Annotated in this window: 20 protein-coding genes; 19 read left to right on the top strand and 1 reads right to left on the bottom strand. The window is 63.1% G+C overall.

Going from position 1 to position 19,169, the window contains the following annotated elements; genetic code table 11:
- The first annotated feature begins 2 nt into the window (after positions 1–2).
- The 13 genes from fabD to BLR92_RS11915 all read left to right on the top strand — a co-directional run bounded on the left by fabD (position 3) and on the right by BLR92_RS11915 (position 11,951).
- Positions 3–965, top strand: coding sequence for an ACP S-malonyltransferase (gene fabD, locus BLR92_RS11975; protein ID WP_089728848.1), 963 nt, complete (start codon positions 3–5; stop codon positions 963–965).
- A gap of 17 nt (positions 966–982) precedes the next feature.
- Entirely contained in the window at positions 983–1,726 is a 744-nt protein-coding gene (gene fabG / locus BLR92_RS11970; RefSeq protein WP_089728846.1) for a 3-oxoacyl-ACP reductase FabG, read from the top strand.
- 99 nt (positions 1,727–1,825) lie between these two features.
- A complete protein-coding gene (gene acpP / locus BLR92_RS11965) occupies positions 1,826–2,059 on the top strand; it encodes an acyl carrier protein (RefSeq protein WP_011506901.1) in 234 nt (77 codons plus the stop codon).
- 172 nt (positions 2,060–2,231) lie between these two features.
- Positions 2,232–3,470, top strand: coding sequence for a beta-ketoacyl-ACP synthase II (fabF, locus tag BLR92_RS11960; protein WP_089728843.1), 1,239 nt, complete (start codon positions 2,232–2,234; stop codon positions 3,468–3,470).
- Between the two features lie 6 nt (positions 3,471–3,476).
- Positions 3,477–4,283 (top strand): aminodeoxychorismate lyase, encoded by an 807-nt coding sequence (gene pabC, locus BLR92_RS11955; RefSeq protein WP_089728841.1) that lies wholly within the window; start codon positions 3,477–3,479, stop codon positions 4,281–4,283.
- 15 nt (positions 4,284–4,298) lie between these two features.
- Complete coding sequence (mltG, locus tag BLR92_RS11950; protein WP_089728839.1) at positions 4,299–5,309, top strand: endolytic transglycosylase MltG; 1,011 nt, start codon at positions 4,299–4,301, stop codon at positions 5,307–5,309.
- A gap of 47 nt (positions 5,310–5,356) precedes the next feature.
- The gene (gene tmk / locus BLR92_RS11945; protein WP_089728837.1) at positions 5,357–5,998 is read left to right on the top strand and encodes a dTMP kinase; all 642 of its coding nucleotides are present in this window, start codon (positions 5,357–5,359) and stop codon (positions 5,996–5,998) included.
- The gene (locus tag BLR92_RS11940) at positions 5,989–6,972 is read left to right on the top strand and encodes a DNA polymerase III subunit delta' (RefSeq protein ID WP_089728835.1); all 984 of its coding nucleotides are present in this window, start codon (positions 5,989–5,991) and stop codon (positions 6,970–6,972) included. The genes tmk and BLR92_RS11940 overlap by 10 nt, the downstream gene beginning before the upstream one ends.
- Positions 6,973–7,002: 30 nt before the next feature.
- On the top strand, positions 7,003–7,338 hold the full coding sequence (locus tag BLR92_RS11935; RefSeq protein WP_089728833.1) for a PilZ domain-containing protein: 336 nt from the start codon (positions 7,003–7,005) through the stop codon (positions 7,336–7,338).
- A gap of 129 nt (positions 7,339–7,467) precedes the next feature.
- The gene (locus BLR92_RS11930) at positions 7,468–8,295 is read left to right on the top strand and encodes a TatD family hydrolase (RefSeq protein ID WP_089728831.1); all 828 of its coding nucleotides are present in this window, start codon (positions 7,468–7,470) and stop codon (positions 8,293–8,295) included.
- A gap of 55 nt (positions 8,296–8,350) precedes the next feature.
- Positions 8,351–8,920 (top strand): DUF1285 domain-containing protein, encoded by a 570-nt coding sequence (locus BLR92_RS11925; protein WP_089728829.1) that lies wholly within the window; start codon positions 8,351–8,353, stop codon positions 8,918–8,920.
- Positions 8,917–11,127, top strand: a complete 2,211-nt coding sequence (locus BLR92_RS11920) for an ATP-dependent helicase (RefSeq protein ID WP_089728827.1) — start codon at positions 8,917–8,919, stop codon at positions 11,125–11,127. The genes BLR92_RS11925 and BLR92_RS11920 overlap by 4 nt, the downstream gene beginning before the upstream one ends.
- Positions 11,124–11,951, top strand: a complete 828-nt coding sequence (locus BLR92_RS11915; protein ID WP_089728823.1) for a sulfurtransferase — start codon at positions 11,124–11,126, stop codon at positions 11,949–11,951. Before BLR92_RS11920 ends, BLR92_RS11915 begins: the two co-directional genes overlap by 4 nt.
- 62 nt (positions 11,952–12,013) lie before the next feature.
- On the opposite strand, the gene BLR92_RS11910 is transcribed toward BLR92_RS11915, so the two are convergent.
- Positions 12,014–13,669, bottom strand: a complete 1,656-nt coding sequence (locus BLR92_RS11910; protein ID WP_089728957.1) for an electron transfer flavoprotein-ubiquinone oxidoreductase — start codon at positions 13,667–13,669, stop codon at positions 12,014–12,016.
- 376 nt (positions 13,670–14,045) lie between these two features.
- Here BLR92_RS11910 and BLR92_RS11905 point away from each other — a divergent pair, with 376 nt between their 5' ends.
- From BLR92_RS11905 to BLR92_RS11880, 6 genes are all read left to right on the top strand, one after another.
- Positions 14,046–14,798: an electron transfer flavoprotein subunit beta/FixA family protein gene (locus BLR92_RS11905; RefSeq protein WP_089728821.1), complete on the top strand. Its 753-nt coding sequence runs from the start codon at positions 14,046–14,048 to the stop codon at positions 14,796–14,798.
- Positions 14,795–15,733 carry an electron transfer flavoprotein subunit alpha/FixB family protein gene (locus BLR92_RS11900; protein ID WP_089728819.1) on the top strand — a complete coding sequence of 313 codons (939 nt, stop codon included), beginning with the start codon at positions 14,795–14,797 and terminating at the stop codon, positions 15,731–15,733. Before BLR92_RS11905 ends, BLR92_RS11900 begins: the two co-directional genes overlap by 4 nt.
- A 244-nt stretch (positions 15,734–15,977) precedes the next feature.
- On the top strand, positions 15,978–16,826 hold the full coding sequence (locus BLR92_RS11895; RefSeq protein ID WP_245704191.1) for a DUF3450 domain-containing protein: 849 nt from the start codon (positions 15,978–15,980) through the stop codon (positions 16,824–16,826).
- Positions 16,827–16,852: 26 nt separating this feature from the next.
- A complete protein-coding gene (locus BLR92_RS11890; RefSeq protein WP_089728817.1) occupies positions 16,853–18,226 on the top strand; it encodes a MotA/TolQ/ExbB proton channel family protein in 1,374 nt (457 codons plus the stop codon).
- Positions 18,210–18,743: a MotA/TolQ/ExbB proton channel family protein gene (locus BLR92_RS11885; RefSeq protein ID WP_089728815.1), complete on the top strand. Its 534-nt coding sequence runs from the start codon at positions 18,210–18,212 to the stop codon at positions 18,741–18,743. Before BLR92_RS11890 ends, BLR92_RS11885 begins: the two co-directional genes overlap by 17 nt.
- A complete protein-coding gene (locus BLR92_RS11880; protein ID WP_175488796.1) occupies positions 18,736–19,140 on the top strand; it encodes an ExbD/TolR family protein in 405 nt (134 codons plus the stop codon). Before BLR92_RS11885 ends, BLR92_RS11880 begins: the two co-directional genes overlap by 8 nt.
- Positions 19,141–19,169: the final 29 nt, after the last annotated feature.

Below are 19,169 nucleotides of genomic sequence, written 5' to 3'. Positions count from 1 at the left end.
CCATGACTCAATCCCTGGCCCTTGTATTTCCGGGGCAGGGCTCCCAGCACCTAGGCATGCTGCGGGAGCTGGCCGAACGCTACAGCGTGGTACGCACGACCTTCGAGGAAGCCGCCGATGCGCTGGGTTACGACCTCTGGCATGTCGTGCAGGAAGGCCCTGAAGAAGCACTCAATGCGACGGCCTGCACGCAGCCGGCGCTGCTGACCTCGAGTGTCGCCGTGTGGCGTGTCTGGCAAGAGCTCGAAGGGCCGCGACCGCTTGCCATGGCCGGTCACAGTCTGGGCGAATACAGCGCCATGGTGTGTGCCGGGGCGCTGACTTTTGCCGAGGGCGTGCGCCTGGTCAAGTTGCGCGGCGAGGCCATGCAGGATGCCGTTCCGGCCGGCCAAGGCGCCATGGCCGCGGTACTGGGTCTCGACAACGCGGCGGTCGAGACCGCCTGCCGCGACGCCGCCCAGGGTGAAGTGGTAGCGGCGGTCAACTATAATGCGCCCGGCCAGGTGGTGGTTGCCGGCCAGAAAACCGCCGTGGACCGAGCCATTGCGTTGTGTCAGGAAGCCGGCGCCAAGCGGGCGTTGCCGCTACCGGTGTCGGTGCCGTCGCATTGCGCGCTGATGATGCCGGCCGCCGAGCGGCTGGCCGAGGCGATGGAATCCATCGAGATCAAGATGCCGCGCTATACGGTGGTACAGAACGTCGATGCCCAGGCGCCTGGCGATGTCGAGACGCTCAGGACGCGGCTGATCGAGCAGCTCTACCGGCCGGTGCGCTGGACCGATTGCATCGAATCGATGGTCGGCCAGGGTGCGCAGGTCTTTATCGAATGCGGTCCGGGCAAGGTGCTCACCGGACTCAACAAGCGTATCGCCCGCGGTGCCAAGGGACTGGCGGTCAACGATCCCGAAAGCTTGTCCGCCGCGCTCGAACTGGCGCGCGAGACGCTCGACCAGCCAGACGCATGACTCATTGAGGAGCCATTATGACGAGCGAACGCAGAATTGCGTTGGTTACCGGAGCCAGTCGTGGCATCGGTCGTGCCATCGCCCATGAGCTCGGTCGCCAGGGTCGATTGGTCATCGGTACCGCGACCAGCGAACAGGGTGCCGATAGAATCGATGCCGATTTCAAGGCACAGGGCATCGAGGGCGCCGGTCGCGTGCTCGATGCCACCGACCAGGCCAGCGTCGATGCGCTGATCAAGGCCGTTGGCGACGAGTTCGGCGCGCCGACCATTCTGGTCAATAATGCCGGCATCACGCGCGACAATCTGTTGATGCGCATGAAAGAGGACGAGTGGGATGCGGTGATCGACACTAATCTGAAGTCCGTCTATCGCGTTACCAAGGCTTGTGTGCGTGGCATGACAAAGGCGCGTTTCGGGCGGATTGTCTGCATCAGTTCGGTAGTCGCGACCATGGGCAACCTGGGCCAAACCAACTATGCTGCCGCCAAGGCCGGCATGGAAGGCTTTGCGCGTGCTCTGGCGCGTGAAGTGGCATCTCGCGGAATCACCGTTAATGCAGTGGCTCCGGGCTTTATTGCCACTGACATGACCGAGGCGCTGCCGGAGGCTCAGCATCAGGCACTGCTTACCCAGATTCCGCTGGCGCGGCTGGGCAAGCCCGAAGAGATCGCCGCAGTCGTGGGGTTTTTGACCAGTGACGCCGCCGGTTACGTTACCGGTGAGACACTGCAGGTCAACGGTGGAATGAACATGCGTTGAGGCTGCGGTCGACGCCTTGGTTGCGTCGGCTTGGGGCCGTCTATAAACTACCCGGCAGTTTTTGGCTGGCGGATATGTACCACTAGGAGTGAAGACACAATGAGCACCATCGAAGAGCGCGTGAAGAAGGTTGTGGCCGAGCGCCTGAACGTCAAGGAAGAGGACATCCAGAACACTTCTTCCTTCACCGAAGATCTCGGCGCGGATTCTCTGGATACCGTCGAGTTGGTGATGGCGCTCGAAGAGGAATTCGATACCGAAATTCCCGACGAGGAAGCCGAGAAGATCACTACCGTTCAGGAAGCGATCGACTACGTCGTTGCTCATCAGTAAGTGATGTAATGCGGTCTCGACCGCTGGCAAGCACGAAAGCCGTTCTGGAAACAGAGCGGCTTTCGTTTTTGTGCACTGCCGACCCATAGCCAGTATGCTTCGGGTATAATGCGCGCAGCGATGGTGCGCCGGGCGAAAAGCGTGCCGATTATGGACGTCAGGAGGAGAGCTGATGCCTCGTAGAAGGGTCGTGGTGACCGGGCTGGGTCTAGTGACACCGGTCGGTAACACCGTCAAGGAGAGCTGGGACAATATCCTGGCAGGCAAGAGTGGCATTGCCCCGATCGAGCATTTCGACACCAGTGGCTTCAATACCCGCTTTGGCGGTTCGGTGAAGGACTTCGATATCAGCCCTTATCTGAATCCCAAGGATGCACGCAAGATGGACCTGTTCATCCAGTATGGGATTGCCGCAGGCAGCCAGGCGATCGACGATGCCGGTCTCGAGTGCGACGAGCGCAGTGCCCACCGTATCGGCGTGGCCATCGGTTCGGGCATTGGTGGTCTGCCAATGATCGAGCACAATCACAACGCGCTCAACAGGGGCGGCGCCCGGCGCATCTCGCCATTCTTCGTGCCTGGCTCGATCATCAACATGATCGCCGGGAATCTGGCGATCCAGCACGGTTTTCGTGGCCCCAATATCGCCATCACGACCGCCTGCACCACGGGTACTCACAACATAGGCTATGGTGCGCGCACCATAGCCTATGGCGATGCCGATGTGATGATCTGCGGTGGTGCCGAGATGGCGACCACGCCGTTGGGCCTGGGTGGCTTTTCCGCGGCGCGTGCGCTGTCGACGCGCAATGACGAGCCGACATCGGCCAGTCGGCCTTGGGACCGCGATCGTGATGGCTTCGTGCTCTCCGACGGTGCCGGGGTGCTGGTGCTCGAAGAATACGAGCATGCCAAGAAGCGTGGCGCAACCATCTATGCCGAGCTCAAGGGGTTCGGCATGAGCGACGATGCCCATCACATGACGGCGCCGCCGGAAGACGGTCGCGGTGCGGCTATGGCCATGAGCAACGCGATTCGCGATGCCGAACTCGATCCGTCGCAGATTGCGTATATCAATGCCCATGGCACTTCCACGCCGACCGGCGATCTGGCCGAGAGTCGTGCCGTCGAGCGGGTGATGGGCAATGCGGCATCGAATGTAGCGGTCAGTTCGACCAAATCGATGATCGGCCACCTGCTGGGCGCCGCCGGTGCCGTCGAGGCGGTCTTCAGCATACTCGCGCTGCGCGACCAGGTAGCTCCGCCGACCATCAACCTGGACAACCCGCAGGAAGGCTGCATCCTCGATTACGTACCGCATACCGCGCGCGAAATGGCCATCGGCTATGCGCTGTCCAATTCCTTCGGTTTTGGCGGCACCAACGGCTCGCTGATCTTCGGCCGCGCCTGAACCGGCATGCACGACACGGTAATACCCTTCGACGATCGCGGTTTTGCCTATGGGGACGGTCTCTTCGAGACCGTCCTCGTGCGCGATGGCGAGCCGTTATTGTGGGAAGCGCATATGGAGCGGCTCGCGCGGGGATGCGTTCGGCTTGGTTTTGTCGGCCCCGAGCGCGCCATGCTCGATACGCTGCCGGCTCAGGCCGGCCAGGGTTTGCATGTACTCAAGCTGGTGGTGACGCGTGGTCGCGGTGGTCGCGGCTATCTACCACCGGCTGATCCGCAACCCAGCCTGCGCTGGCAATTCTCGGCGTTTGCTCCCCATCAGGAGCGCTGGCGCGAAGGTATCCGCGTGCGGTTATGCCGGCTTCGCCTGGCAATTCAGCCGTGCCTTGCCGGTCTCAAGCATCTCAATCGCCTGGAAAACGTGCTCGCCCGCCAGGAGTGGAACGACCCCGACATTGCCGAGGGCCTGCTGTGCGATAGCGCAGGGCGGCTGGTGGAGGCGACTTGCATGAATCTGTTCTGGCAGCGCGACGGTCGCTGGGAGACACCACGACTCGATGCCTGCGGCGTGGCCGGAACGTTGCGCGCGGCGCTGCTGGCCGAACGGCCGATCGCCGAAGTCGCGATGGATACTGACGAACTCGCTGGCGTCGATGCCCTATGGCTGGGAAATTCGGTGCAGGGCGTGTGGCCGGTGGCGCGCCTCGACGATGCCGAGGGTAACACCGTCGCTCGCTGGCCGATCACGGCGATTCATCGGCCACTCCAGAACGCTGGCCACGCCTTGCTCGGTTATCCGGGGTTGGCCGACTGAACGAATTGATTAAGGATGACTATGCGTTGGGTGAAAGTCCTGCTGATCGTGGCGATCATTGCCGCACTATCGGCCTTTGCCGGTTTTCGCTACTGGCAAAGCCGCCTCGAGGCGCCGATTGCTATCGAGGAGTCGACGATTTATGAGGTTCCCCGCGGGGCCAGCTTCGATCAGGTGATGGGGGATCTCGACGAGCGAGGCATCATTGCCGAAGCCTGGCCTTTTCGCCTGCTGGTGCGTGTCTTTCCCGATGAGCTACCCGCGCTGCGCGCCGGTGAGTTCATGCTCGAACCGGGCATGAGCGGTCGCAAAGTGATCGGGCTGCTGGGCAGCGACAACGTGGTGACCTACCCGTTGACCATCCCCGAGGGGTGGACCTTCGAGCAAATGCGCGTATTACTGGCGGCGGCACCCAAGCTGCAACATAGTACCGCCAAGATGAGTGATGCCGAGGTGATGGCCGCGCTGGGGCACCCCGGCGAGCATCCCGAAGGGCGCTTCTTTCCCGATACATACCAGTATCACAAGGGTATTAGCGATCTGGAAATACTCAGGCAAGCCTACCAGCGCATGGAAAAGACTCTGGCGGCGGTATGGGCCGAGCGCGACGACGGCCTGGTCATCGATTCCGCCTATGAGGCGCTGATCCTGGCCTCGCTGATCGAGCGGGAAACCGGTGTGGACGGCGAGCGGCATCGCATCGCCGGCGTGTTCGAGCGCCGCCTGGAACGTGGCATGCGCCTGCAGACGGACCCAACGGTCATCTATGGCCTGGGCGACGACTACGACGGCAACATCACGCGCGCCGACCTGCGCCGGTCGACACCCTACAATACCTATGTGATCCCGGGTTTGCCGCCGACACCGATCGCCATGCCTGGGCGCGCCGCGCTCGAGGCAGCGGTTCATCCGGCCGAGGGCGATGCGTTGTATTTCGTTGCCACGGGCGATGGTGGCCACCACTTCTCGAGTACCCTGCGCGAGCATAACGCGGCGGTGCAGCGCTACATCCTAAATCGCCGATAGCGCGGCTGCCATTACGACTGGGTACGATGCAGGGAGTCACAAGACACATGCAGACACGCGGACGCTTTATCACGCTCGAGGGTGGCGAGGGGGTTGGCAAGAGTACCAACCTCGGCCTGGTATGCGATTTTCTCGAGGCGCGCGGTATCGAGGTGGTGCGGACTCGCGAGCCGGGTGGCACGCCGCGTGCCGAAGCCATCCGCGAGCTGCTGTTGGATCCGACGCCCGGTGAACCGTTGTCCGGCGACGCCGAACTGTTGCTGGTGTTCGCCGCTCGCGCCCAGCACCTGGAGCTCAAGATTCGCCCGGCGCTGGAGCGCGGGGCCTGGGTGGTCTGCGATCGCTTTACCGATGCCACTTTTGCCTATCAGGGCGGGGGACGGGGTATCGATGCCGAGCGTATCGCCATGTTGGAAACGCTGGTTCAGCAGGGGCTGCAGCCAGATCTGACCCTGTTGCTCGATATGTCGGTCGAAGCCGCCCAGGCACGGGTGGTAGCCCGTGGCGGCGAGCGCGATCGCTTCGAACGTGAGCGCGGCGAGTTTTTCGCCGCCGTGCGCGAAAGCTATTTGCAGCGCGCCAGGGCGGCGCCGCAGCGCTTCGCGATCGTCGATGCATCGCGTTCCCTGGACGCCGTTGGCGAAAGTATCGAGCAGTGTTTGACTCAAAGGTTGGCGGCATGGACATGATCCCACTGCCTTGGCAGCAGTCGCACTGGGAGCGACTGACGCGCCTTCAGGATGAAGGGCAGCTACCCCATGCGCTGTTGCTTTCCGGCGCGCAGGGGGCGGGGACCCAGGTATTGGCCGACGCGCTGGTGGCGCGCACGCTATGTCGCGCGCCCACCTCGACCGCCTGCGGCCAGTGTCATAGTTGCCAGATGCTCACCGCCGGTTATCATCCCGATCTGCTGCGCGTGTCACCGGCGGAGAAAAGCCGCCAGATACGCATCGATCCAATCCGCAACGTCAACGCCTTTGTTGCCCAGACCGCCCAGCAAGGCGGCTATCGGGTGATCGTACTGCAACCCGCCGAAGCGATGAACGTGGCCGCATCCAACGCGCTGCTCAAGAGCCTCGAAGAGCCGGGGGAGCGTACGCTATTCATCCTATTGGCGGATATTCCCTCGCGCATGTTGGCGACCATCCGCTCGCGCTGCCAGCACTGGGCGCTGGCTGTGCCGGCGCCCGAGGAATGCCTGTCCTGGTTGCGTGAGGCGCTGGACGAGGGCGCTGACGCCATGTTCTGGCTGCGCGTGGCCGGTGGGCTTCCCTTGTTGGCCCGTGAATTGGCCGGCGCCGAGTCGCGCGTGCTGCGCCAGGAACTCCAGGAACTGTTCGATGCCTTGGTGCGCGGTAGTGAGCCGGTGGCCGAAGCGGCGCGTCTCGATCGTCAGGCGGTCGAAGGTATCCTGTGGTACGGTATTGCCTGGCTTGAAGACTTGATTCGCCTGGGGCTATCGGGAGATACCACGCAGGTACGCAATCCCGATCTGCTGCCTTTGTACCGCCAGGCCGTGAAGAATGCCCGTGTGCGCGACTGGTTCCGCCTGCTCGACTATGCCCGTGAGCAGCGACGCTTGCTGGTCGCCGGGGGCAACCCCAATCCCCAGCTAGTGCTAGAAGCCTGGCTGGTCCGCTGGTCCGCCCTGTTGCGCTCCTGATCGGAGCCGGGCTCGTTGCGAGGCACGCCAATGGTTGGCCAAAAAGCGCTATCACTGACGATCCGCGATACCCAGACTCTGCTGTCGGCCTACATGCCGACCCTGGAGCGGGGTGGCATCTTCGTGCCGACTCAGGAGCGCTATGCTCTTGGTCAGGAGGTCTTCGTGTTGTTGACGCTGCCCGATGAGAGCGAGCGTTTGCCGGTCACCGGCCAGGTGGTGTGGATATCACCGCCGGGAGTCTCGGGGCGGCGCGTGCCGGGTATCGGCGTTCATTTCAGCGCTGATGACCAGGTCGTGCGCGATCGCATCGAGAACCACCTGGCGGGGCAGTTGGATAAGGGCACGCCCACTTACACCCTGTAAGAGAGAAGAGGGAGAGGGAAGAGGGAAGGCAACCCGTAGCCGATATTTTCTTCTTTCTTCAAGGCGCGTAGCGCCGTTCTTCCAGCTTCAAGACGCAAAGCGTCGTACTTACGTCATAATGGATTTGTCATGTTTGTCGATTCCCATTGCCATCTCGATCGCCTCGACCTTTCCGCCCATGGCGGTAGTCTTGACGCCGCGCTCGATGCCGCGCGCGCGCGTGGCGTGCATCGGTTCCTGGCTATCGCCGTTACCCTCGAAGACGTTGCCGGCCTGGCCGAGATCGCCCGTCAGCATGACGATGTGGTGATTTCGGTGGGCGTGCATCCGCTGCATCGCATCGAATCCGAACCCGATGTCGAGACGATCAAGGCCTGCGCCGAGCGTTTCGAGGCCGTCGCCATCGGCGAGACCGGCCTCGATTACCATTACGATGGCGTTGCTCACGACGTCCAGCATGAACGCTTTAAGCGCCACCTGATCGCCGCGACTGAGCTAGAACTGCCGGTCATCGTGCATACCCGTGAAGCCAAGGAAGATACCCTGGCGCTGATTCGCGAGTACACCGATCCGGCTGTCGGCGGCGTGCTGCACTGTTTCACCGAGGATCTGGACATGGCCCGCGAGGCCGTGCGGCATGGATTCATGATCTCGCTGTCGGGCATCGTCACGTTCCGCAATGCCGAGGCGATTCGCGAGCTGGCGCGAGCGATACCGTTGGATCGCCTGCTGATCGAGACCGACAGCCCCTATCTAGCCCCGGTACCGCACCGTGGCAAGCCCAACGAGCCGCAGTGGGTCGTCGAGGTCGCCGAGGGCATCGCCCGTGAGCGGGGTATCAGCGTCGATGAAGTGGCAATGCAGACGACCGCCAACTTCTATCGGTTGTTTAATGCCGCGGCACCCCAGGCCTCCGACGATATGCGCCAGGTGCTGGTGGATGCCAATCTGATTTGATCGCTAACCGTGATCGGCGCCACACTCGATCGCTGCTACAGGGAGTGGACGACACATGTCGCTGGAACCGTTGCTTTCCCAGATCGAACCCGATGGCAAGATCCCGCCGGTCGATCAATGGAACCCGAGCCATTGCGGCGAGATGGACCTGGTGATTCGCGCCGATGGCAGTTGGGTGCATGAAGGTACACCGATTGGCCGCCCGCGTCTGGTGAGGTTGTTATCGACCGTGCTGCGCCGCGAGGCCAATGGCGACTATTGTCTGGTGACGCCGGTCGAGAAGGTCCGTATCCGTGTCGAGGATCATGCGTTTCTGATCGTCGATGCCGAGTGCGAAGGCGAGGGCGACAGCTCTATCTGGTGGCTGACCACCAACGTCGGCGATCGCGTGGCGTTGGGTGAGTCGCACCGTCTGCAAGTTAGCGAGACTCCCCAGGGTGAGCCGGTGCCGGAAGTGGCGGTGCGCTTCGGCCTCGCTGCGCGGCTCAACCGCAATGTCTATTACCGCTTGATCGAACTCGCCCACGAACGTAAGCCACGCGACGGCCAGGCATTGATGGAACTTGGTCTGATTAGCGACGGCGTCTGGCAACCATTGGGGCGTATCGACGCGGAGCAGGCGTGAGGCTAACCGAAGAACAGCAGGCCGTGATCGGCCATGGTAGCGGCCATGCGCGGGTTGCGGCAGTGGCCGGAGCGGGCAAGACCACCACGCTGGTTTTGCGGGTGTTGCATCTGCTGGCCGAGGGTGTGCCGGCACGGCGTATTCTGGTGTTGATGTTCAACCGCGCCGCGCGTGAAGACTTTACCGCCAAACTCGTGTCGCTGGCACCAACCGGTCAAGCGCTCCCCGAGGTGCGCACTTTCCATTCGATTGGTCATCGTCTCACCCAAAGCCTGACGCGCTGGGGATATTTACCACCGCGTGAGTTGCTGAGCGCCGACTGGCAACGCGAGCGACTGCTGCGCCAGGCGGTAATGCTGGCGCTCGGCGGGGCGGATGATACGACGCGTGAAACGGCCCTCGAAGCCGATCGAATCGAGGCGTTGGGAAGTTTCTGCGAGCTGGTCAAGGCTGAGATGATTGGCTCCGGCGAGTTCTATGAGCGGCTCGATTTCGGGCCGAATACCGAGCATTTCGTCGATTCCTACGAGCAACTGGAATCGTTGCTCGAACAGCACGGGCGCATGACCTACGCCGACCTGCTCTATAGACCGTTGCGCTGTCTGCAAGCCAATGACGAAGCCCGCACCCGCGTTCAGGGTTTTCTCGATCACGTGATCGTCGATGAATACCAGGATATCAACCAGGCTCAGCAGTGCCTGCTCGCCATGCTGGCGGGGCAGCGAGCCGCCGTGATGGCGGTCGGCGATGCGAATCAATGCATCTATGAGTGGCGCGGCGCGCGTCCTGATTACATGCTCGAACGTTTCGCCGCCACTTTCGGCGAGTCCAGCGACTATCCGCTGTCGACCACGTTTCGCCATGGTCACGCGCTGGCCCTTGCGGCCAATCACGCCATACGCGCCAATCGCCGCCGCCCCGACCAGCTATGCCTGGCCGCATCGGAGAATCCACGCACCACGCTCGACGTCGGCCAAGGCGGTGGCCAACTGATCGACGAGTTGAACGCCTGGCGGCGTAGCGGTCGGGGTCTGGATCAGGCTTGCGTGCTGGTGCGTAGCTGGGCGCTATCGGTATCGGTGCAGTTGCAGTTGCTGCGCGCCGGCATTCCGTTTCGCCTCGCGCGGGAAGATCGCTTCGTTTTTCGCCTGCCGCTGGTCCAGGCGCTGGCCGGTTATCTGCGCCTGGCGCGCGATGCGCGGCTGCTGCACGATCCCGCGCATTTGCTGTTACTACTCTCGCAGCCGACGCCGTTCGTGGCCCGCGAGCGGCTGCAGGCGCTGGCCGGGCAATTGGCACAGAGTCAGACCTGGCCGGAACGTCACGACCCTCTGCTGGCCAGTCTCAAGCCATTTCAGCGGCGCAATCTCAAGCGCCGTTGGGCGTTACTCTGTGAATTGCCCAAGCGGGCGGCGTTGCCACCGGCGCGGCTGCTCGAGCTGATCGTCGAGCGTCTGGATGCCGAGAAAGTGCTCAAGCGTGCCGCCGCTCGTCGCGAGAAGGGCGAGGAGGACGTGCGCCTGCTCGACGTGCTGATCGAGCAGGCCGAGGAATCGGCCCAGGCGCCGCAGGATTTCATCGATCTGCTGCATCGCCCGGTGGAGAATCGCGCCGATGGCGTATTGATTACCACGGTACACGGCGCCAAGGGTCTCGAGTGGCCGCTGGTAGCGCTATGGGGTACCAACGAAGAAGACTTCCCGCACTACACGCGTGACAATCCATTGGATGACGAGCGGCTCGAAGAAGAGCGGCGATTGTTCTACGTTGCGATTACCCGGGCCCGCGAACGCCTGCTGATGTTGCACGATGGCGGCGAGCATCGCCCGAGTCGTTTCATCGCCGAGAGTGCCTGGCAGGATGGCAATCGGATTGCGCAAGCGTTGCATGAGGACACAAGCGATGCAGTATCGGTTGCGGCGCCGACGCTCGTTGGGCGTTATCTCGGCGCGCTGAATGTCACGCTGGCGCTGCAGCAGGCTCGCGAAATGCCTGCGGCTGGTGCATTGGCGGCCTATGGTAAAGGAACGAGCCACACGCCGGGGCAACGGGTGCGCCATGAGGTATTCGGCGACGGTGAGATCATGGTCGTCGAAGGCGATCCGGCCAACCCGGTGATCGAGGTGCGCTTCGAGCATGCCGGGCGTCGGCGCCTGATCGCCGGGCGTGCGCCGTTGGAGATTTTGCAAGGAGACCCGATGACATGAGCGCCAAGCAGCCACTGATCGATGCCGCGACGTTGCAGGATGCGCTGATGGCCGGTGAGCCATTGTGCATTCTGGATTGTCGCGCGCGACTGGAAGAGAGCAGCGCCGGACGACGCCTGTGGGAAGCCGAGCATATTCCCGGTAGCCAGCATGTCGATCTGGATGGCGACCTGGCCTCGTCGCCTGGCGAAGCGGGGCGTCATCCTCTGCCCAGTGCCGCTGCGTTTAGCGCGACACTACAACGGCTAGGGGTTTCACCCGAGGTGCCGGTAGTGGTCTACGACGATCGTGGCGGCCAGTTGGCGGCGGCGCGTGCCTGGTGGATGCTGCATTGCTGGGCGGGGCATCCCGATGTTCGGGTGCTCGATGGGGGATTGACGGCATGGCAGCGTGAAGGCGGCGAGATGACACACGGCGTCTCCCTCGCGGCATCGAGCGACTGGCAGCCCGAGTTCAACGAGCGAGCCCTGGTCGGCGCCGATAGTGTGCTTGCGTCGAGCGACATGAAGATCGATGCCCGCGCCCCGGAGCGCTTTCGCGGCGAGGTCGAGCCCATCGATCCGGTTGCCGGGCACATTCCGGGTGCCGTATGTCGGCCCAGCGCGGCGAACCTGAGCGCCGACGGGCGCTTCAAGCCCGCCGCCACGCTCGATAGCGAACTGCCACGACATGACGGAGCGATCAGCTATTGCGGCTCCGGCGTCACCGCCTGCCACAACATTCTTGCTTACGCGGTCATCGGTCGCGATCTACCACGCCTGTATGCCGGCTCCTGGAGCCATTGGATTACCGATCCAAAGCGACCCGTTGCCAGCGGCGATTGACGACAAACCCCCTGATTGATGAATCAGGGGGTTTGCATGACTGGCAGGCCTTGGCGCCGATTTTACATATTGGGGTAATTGGGCCCGCCGCCGCCTTCCGGCGCGACCCAGGTGATGTTCTGCGCCGGGTCCTTGATATCGCAGGTCTTGCAGTGGATGCAGTTCTGGAAGTTGATCTGGAAGCGGGGCTGGCCGGCGTCGTCTTCGACGACTTCATACACTCCCACCGGACAATAACGCTGCGCCGGCTCGGCGTATTTGGGCAGGTTGTCGCGAATCGGGATGTCCGGATCCGACAGCCTCAGGTGGCAAGGCTGATCTTCCTCGTGGTTGGTATTGGACAGAAACACCGAAGAGGGCTTGTCGAAGGACAGCTTGCCGTCGGGTCTGGGGTAGTCGATCTTTTCGCTGTGCTCGGCCGTTTGCAGTTGGGCATGGTCGGCGCTGGTGTCGTGCACCGCCGGCAGCTTGCCACCCAGTAACTGATCGGCGAAATTGTAAGCCCCGCCCAGCACGATGCCGTACTTGTGGATCGCCGGGCCGAAGTTGGCGGTTTCGGCCAGTTCCTTGTAAGCCCAGCTTTGTTCCCATTGGGCGGTGAAGGCGGTCAGCTCCTGACCACCCGCATCGGCGCCTTCATCAGCGGAGGCGAGCGTCTCGAAGACCGTTTCGGCGGCCAGCATGCCCGATTTCATCGCCGTGTGCAGACCCTTGATCTTGGCGAAGTTCAAGGTGCCCGCGTCGCAGCCGATCAACAGGCCGCCGGGGAAGGTCATCTTCGGCAGGCAGTTGAGTCCGCCCTTGGTGATCGCTCGCGCACCGTAGGCCACGCGCTTGCCGCCCTCGAGGTATTGCTTGAGCAGCGGGTGGTGCTTCATGCGCTGGAATTCGTCGAACGGCGATAGATGGGGGTTGCGGTAGCTCAGATCGACGATCAACCCCACCACCACCTGCTGGTTTTCGGCGTGGTAAAGAAAGAAGCCGCCATGGCTGTCCTTGCCCAGCGGCCAGCCGGAGCCGTGCAGCACCAGGCCGGGCTCGTGCTTGTCGGCGGGCACGTCCCACAGTTCCTTGAGGCCGATGGCGTAGTGCTGCGGGTCCTTGCCCGTGGCTAGATCAAAGCGCTCGATCAGGCGCTTGCCGAGGTGTCCGCGCGAGCCTTCGGCAAACAGCGTGTACTTGGCGCGCAGCTCCATTCCCGGCATGTAGCCGCTTTTCTCGCTGCCATCGGCGGCCACACCCATGTCGCCGGTGACGATACCGCGCACGATACCGTCATCGTCGATCAACACGTCCTGAGCGGCGAAGCCGGGGAATATCTCCACGCCCAGCGCCTCGGCCTGCTCGCCCAGCCAGCGGCACAGATTACCGGCGCTGATCACGTAATTCGGTGAATCGCCGCCGACGTTGTGCATGGTTTTGGGTACCAGTGCATTGGGCAGCTTCTGGGCCGATTCGGCGTTCTTGAGCAGGTAGACGTCATCGCGGGTCGCCGGGGTGGTCAGCGGGGCGCCGCGCTCGGCCCAGTCGGGAAACAACTCGTCGAGGGCGCGGGTCTCGAATACCGCGCCGGAGAGGATGTGCGCACCGACTTCGGAGCCTTTCTCGACCACGCAGACACTGAGCTCGCGTTCGGCCTCGTTGGCTTGTTGCATCAGGCGGCAGGCAGCGGCCAGGCCGCTGGGGCCGGCGCCGACGATGACCACGTCAAAATCCATGGATTCACGTTCCACGATTTGTCTCCTCTTGTTTCGTGCCAGTGTAGCGAGGTGTTGTTGTGTTGGCTGCCAGCCTGTCACGGTGTACTGGAAAGCGGGGCGTCAGGTGCTCACTATAATTAAAACGGTCGTTTGCTTCCACTCGGGGTTCATGCTAATGATAATGGCAAAATGCCAACGATCTAGCGACCCATAGACCGAGTACGACGAAGGCATGATGTCCTGGTGGTGGCGGCAAAAACAAACCAAACGCATTATTGGGCCGCCGATTAAAGCTATGGCACTATACATTTTTTTCAGATTCGATCGTCTATCAAACGCTTGCATGAATATATGCCTACGGGTTCTAACCGAGCAATAACCAAGCGAGGAAGCCATGAAAGTACTCGTCGCGGTCAAACGCGTCATCGATTACAACGTCAAGATCCGCGTCAAGGCGGATAACAGTGACGTCGACCTGACCAACGTCAAGATGGCCATGAACCCGTTCTGCGAGATCGCTGTGGAAGAAGCGGTACGCCTCAAGGAGAAGGGCGTGGCCAGCGAGGTCGTGGTCGTCACCATCGGTCCCAAGGCCGCCCAGGAGCAGCTGCGCACCGCGCTGGCGCTGGGTGCCGATCGCGCCCTGCATATCGAGACCGACGAGCGCGTCGAAGCACTGACGGTGGCCAAGCTGCTCAAGCGGGTCGTCGATGACGAACAGCCCGGCCTGACGATCCTCGGCAAGCAAGCGATCGATAGCGACAACAACCAGACCGGCCAGATGCTCGCCGCGCTGACCGGCCTGGCTCAGGGCACCTTTGCCTCCAAGGTCGATGTCAAGGATGGCACGGTCGACGTCACCCGCGAGATCGACGGTGGCCTGCAGACCGTATCGCTCAAGCTGCCGGCCATCGTCACCACCGACCTGCGCCTCAACGAGCCACGTTACGCCAAGCTGCCCGACATCATGAAGGCCAAGAAGAAGCCGCTCGACGTCAAGACCCCGGCGGAGCTCGGCGTCGAGCTCGTCGCCAAGCTCACCCAGCTGAAGGTCGAGACCCCGGCCGAGCGCCAGGGCGGCATCAAGGTCGCCTCGGTGGACGAGCTGATCGACAAACTCAAGAACGACGCCAAGGTGATTTCATGAGCATACTGGTACTCGCCGATCATCATGACGGCCAACTGGCCGGCGCCACCGCCCACGTGGTCGCCGCCGCCCAGCAGATCGCCGACGCAGACGGCGGCGACATCGACCTGCTGGTCGCCGGGGAAAACGTCGGCGCGATCGCCGAACAGGCGGCCAAGCTCGACGGCGTCAGCCGCGTGCGCGTCGCCGACAACGGCGTCTACGCCCACCAGCTCGCCGAGCCGCTGGCCGACCTGCTTGCCGCGCTGGCCGACGACTACAGCCATATCCTGGCCAGCGCCTCGACCACCGGCAAGAACGTCCTGCCGCGCCTCGCCGCGCTCAAGGACGTCTCGCCGCTCTCCGATATTCTCAGCGTCGAAAGCGCCGACACCTTCAAGCGGCCGATCTACGCCGGCAACGCCATCGCCACCGTGCAAAGCGCCGAGACGCTCAAGGTGCTCAGCGTCCGCGCCACCGCCTTCGACGCCGTCGGCGAGAGCAACAGCGCCCCGATCGACACTGTCGACACCGTCGTCGACAACCGCCTGTCGAGCTTCGTCGGCGAGGAACTCGCCCAGAGCGAGCGCCCCGAACTGGGCGGCGCGCGGGTGGTCATCTCCGGCGGGCGCGGCATGGGCAGCGGCGACAACTTCAAGCTGCTCGACGGCATCGCCGACAAGCTCGGCGCGGCGATCGGCGCATCAAGGGCGGCGGTCGACGCCGGCTTCGTGCCCAACGACATGCAGGTCGGCCAGACCGGCAAGATCGTCGCCCCGGAGCTGTACATCGCCGTGGGTATCTCGGGCGCCATCCAGCACCTGGCGGGGATGAAGGACTCCAAGGTGATCGTCGCCATCAACAAGGACGAGGAGGCGCCGATCTTCCAGGTCGCGGACTACGGATTGGTGGGAGACCTGTTCCAGATCCTGCCGGAGCTCGAGCAGAAGCTATAGGGAAGATCGGATCTTCCAGGTGGCGCTCTCACAAATTCAGCGGCCTGGTCGGCGATCTGTTCCCGATTCTGCCGGAGTTGGAAAGCAAGCTGTAACCTGCTGCGATAACGTCTCTGGCGCTAAAACCGGCTTCTAATCTGGAGCCGGTTTTTTCATGGTTCGCTTTTGCATATTATTGATAATTGTTCTTGTTTGTATTAGCGTAGGCGCTCTTTTTTCAGTGCGCCGCATGGAGTTTTCAGGGATGCGCGGCGCTAGCGAGGAGTCGATGATCGCGGAAAACAAGCTGCGTAAGCGGTTGCGCCGGCCTTGGCATTTATCGGCGGTGTTGCTGTTGGGTATCAGTGCGACGGTGCCGGCGCAAGATGCGTTGCGTGAACAGAGCATCGCCGCGCAGCAGGCTCAGGCCGAGTTGCAGGATAAGATCGACACGGCCGACGATGCCACGCGCGAGGCGCTGCGTGAGTTGCGCGCCACCGAGCGGGAAGCGCACCGATTGCGTGCCTACAATGCGGAACTGGCGCCGCTGATCGAGCGCCGGGCCGCCACCATCGAGCAGCGCGAACGGGCGCTGGATCAGCTTTCGGTAACACGCGAAACGCTGCCGGTATCGATGCGTGACATGGTCGAAAGCCTGCGCCGGTGGATAGAGTCCGACATGCCGTTTCTGCGCGAGGAGCGTCTGGCGCGCGTCGAAAGTCTCAAGACAATGCTCGTCAATCCGGCGATGACGCCCGCCGACAAACTCGATCGTCTGCTGGGTGCCTGGCGTGCCGAGCTGGATTACGGCCGCGAGATCGATGCTTGGCGTGGCTCGCTGGTAGGCAATGCCGATCGCCAGGTCGAGTATCTGCGCCTGGGTCGCGTAGGCTTTTACTATCTAACCCCCGATGGCGATGAAGGCGGTGTTTGGAAAGCCTCGGCCGGTGAGTGGCAAGCGCTGAATGACGATCAACTCGGCGAGTTGCGCAAGGGGTTGAGCATTGCCCGCGAACAGCGCGCCCCCGAGCTGTTGGCACTACCGGTTTCGGTCGAGGTGACCCAAGGCCAGGCTCGCAATGACCAGAAGCGGAATAAAGAGGCGCGCTCATGACAAAGCGATTGAGGTTCGCTGCATCTATGGCGTTGTCGGCTGTCGTGCTCTGGATGCCGCTTGCCCAGGCAGCTCCCGGAACACCGGCCAGTGAGAGCCGGCAAGATTCTACGGAACAGGTGCTGCAGGCATTGCGTGCCGACAGCGCGGCGGCCAGTGCCCGCGATAGCCAGCGCCTGGCCGAGTTGCTCGATGATCGCGAGGCGCTCGATGCCGCATTGGCCGAAGCACGCGAATCGCTGGCGGCGGCCAGCGAGCGTCGGGAAGCCCTGGAAGCACGCCAGGCGGAACAGCAGCAGCGCCTGGCGGAGCTAAGCCAGCGGCGCGATAGCGAAGTCGGCGATCTCGACGGGGTTTACGACGTCGTGCGCCGCCACGTCGGTGAGTTGCGCGATGCGCTGGGCGAAAGCTGGTTGACCGTGGGTGGCGGCGCACGATTGCCGCAGCGCCTGGATGAGCAGGGGCTTCTCGATGTGGCGACGCTACAGGCGCTGAATGAAAGCCTGGTGGCGTTGACCGTGCAGAGCGGTCGTGGCGTTCGTTTCACGGCCCCGGTCGCCGATAGCGAAGGCAAGGTGGCACCGCGCGAAGTGATCCGCCTGGGGGCGCTCAGCGCCTTCAGCGAAGGGCAGTTGCTGCGCCAACCCGACGGTGAAGGGCCACTGGCGGTCGCCGAGCGTACGCCGACGTCGGTCACCGAGAAACTGCTGGCCTTCCAGCAAGGCGAGGGTGACGTCATTGCGCTGGACCCTACCCAGGGCGAGATTCTCGCCGCGCTGGCCCAGCAGCCCAGCCTTTGGCAGCGCTTCCAGCAAGGTGGCGCCGTCGGTTATGTGATCGTGGCGCTGGGGGTGGCCGGCCTGCTGGTGGCGTTGGCCCAATACGTTTACCTGCTGGTGGTGTCGCTGCGCCTGCGCCGACAACTCCGCGAGCCTGAAACATTGCGTGACGATAACCCACTGGGGCGCGTATTGACGCGCTTCGATGCACTAGGCGAGGGCCATGCCCCGGAGGCTCTGGAGGCACGCCTGGACGAAGCCATTCTCGCCGAGCAGCCGCGTATCGAGCGCGGCCAACCGATCGTCAAGCTGATCGCCGCGATCGCGCCATTGCTGGGGCTGTTGGGTACCGTTACCGGGATGATCGTCACATTCCAGTCGATTACCACCTTCGGCACCGGCGATCCCAAGCTAATGGCCGGTGGGATCAGTCAGGCGTTGGTGACTACCGTACTCGGGCTGATTACTGCCGTGCCACTGCTGTTTGCGAATACCGCATTGTCCAGTCGTAGCCGTGAGCTTGTCGGCGTGCTCGAAGGACGTGCCAGTGCCATGCTGGCCGATCATCTGGAATCCCGGCGCGCCGCGCCAGAGAGCCGTCGCCATGCCGCTCCTGCTTGAGCCGCTGAGCCGGTTGATCGATGCCGGTGGTGTGGTGCTGGTGATCATCGTGGCGGTTTCCAGCGCACTGTTCGCCATGGTGCTGGAGCGCGGCCTGTACTGGCACTTCACTCATCGCCGTGCACGGCGCGAGGTGATCGAGCGCTGGATTGCCCGGCGCGAGCATGCCAGCTGGAGTGCGTTGACGCTACGCGAGGTATGGACCCGGGAATTGATCGCACGCCTGCGCCGACCCTTGCCGTGGCTCAAGCTGCTGGTGGCGCTGTGTCCGCTATTGGGACTGCTTGGCACCGTGACCGGCATGATCCATGTCTTCGACAGTCTGGCATTGAGCGATATCGGTCAGGCCCGGGCCATGGCCGATGGCGTCGCGCGGGCCACTCTGCCGACCATGGCCGGCATGGCCGTCGCGGTGGTGGGACTGTTGTTCACTACCCGTCTCGAACACGTGATCCGGCGCGAGGACCAGCGGTTGCATGATCGCATGGCGCGCGCCGTGGAGGATTCTCATGCGTAGACGTCGGCTACAGGCCGGTAGCGAAACCACCGATATCGATCTGACGCCGATGCTCGATGTGGTTTTCATCATGCTGATTTTCTTTATCGTCACCACCAGTTTCGTCAAGGAGAGCGGGGTGGAGATCGAGCGGCCCGAGTCGTCGGCGGCATCGCCGCGACCCGATGCCCAGGTGATGGTGGCGATTACTGCCGAAGGCGCGGTATGGGTCGATGGCCAGCCGGTGGATATCCATCGTGTCGGCTCCGAGGTCGCCGAACTGGTCAGCGACGAGGGAGGCGTGGTGCTGCAAGCCGATCGCAGCTCCACCACCGGGCTGCTGGTCGAGGTCATGGACCGCATTCGTGACGCCGGTGTCGATAAGGTCGCCGTCGCGGCGACACGAGGGAGCGGTTGATGGGGGTGCGGCCAGGGCTGTCGAACGCA

Source organism: Modicisalibacter muralis (assembly GCF_900102945.1).
In the GTDB taxonomy this organism is placed as follows: domain Bacteria; phylum Pseudomonadota; class Gammaproteobacteria; order Pseudomonadales; family Halomonadaceae; genus Modicisalibacter; species Modicisalibacter muralis.
This window is presented reverse-complemented; position numbering and strand designations above follow the sequence as displayed.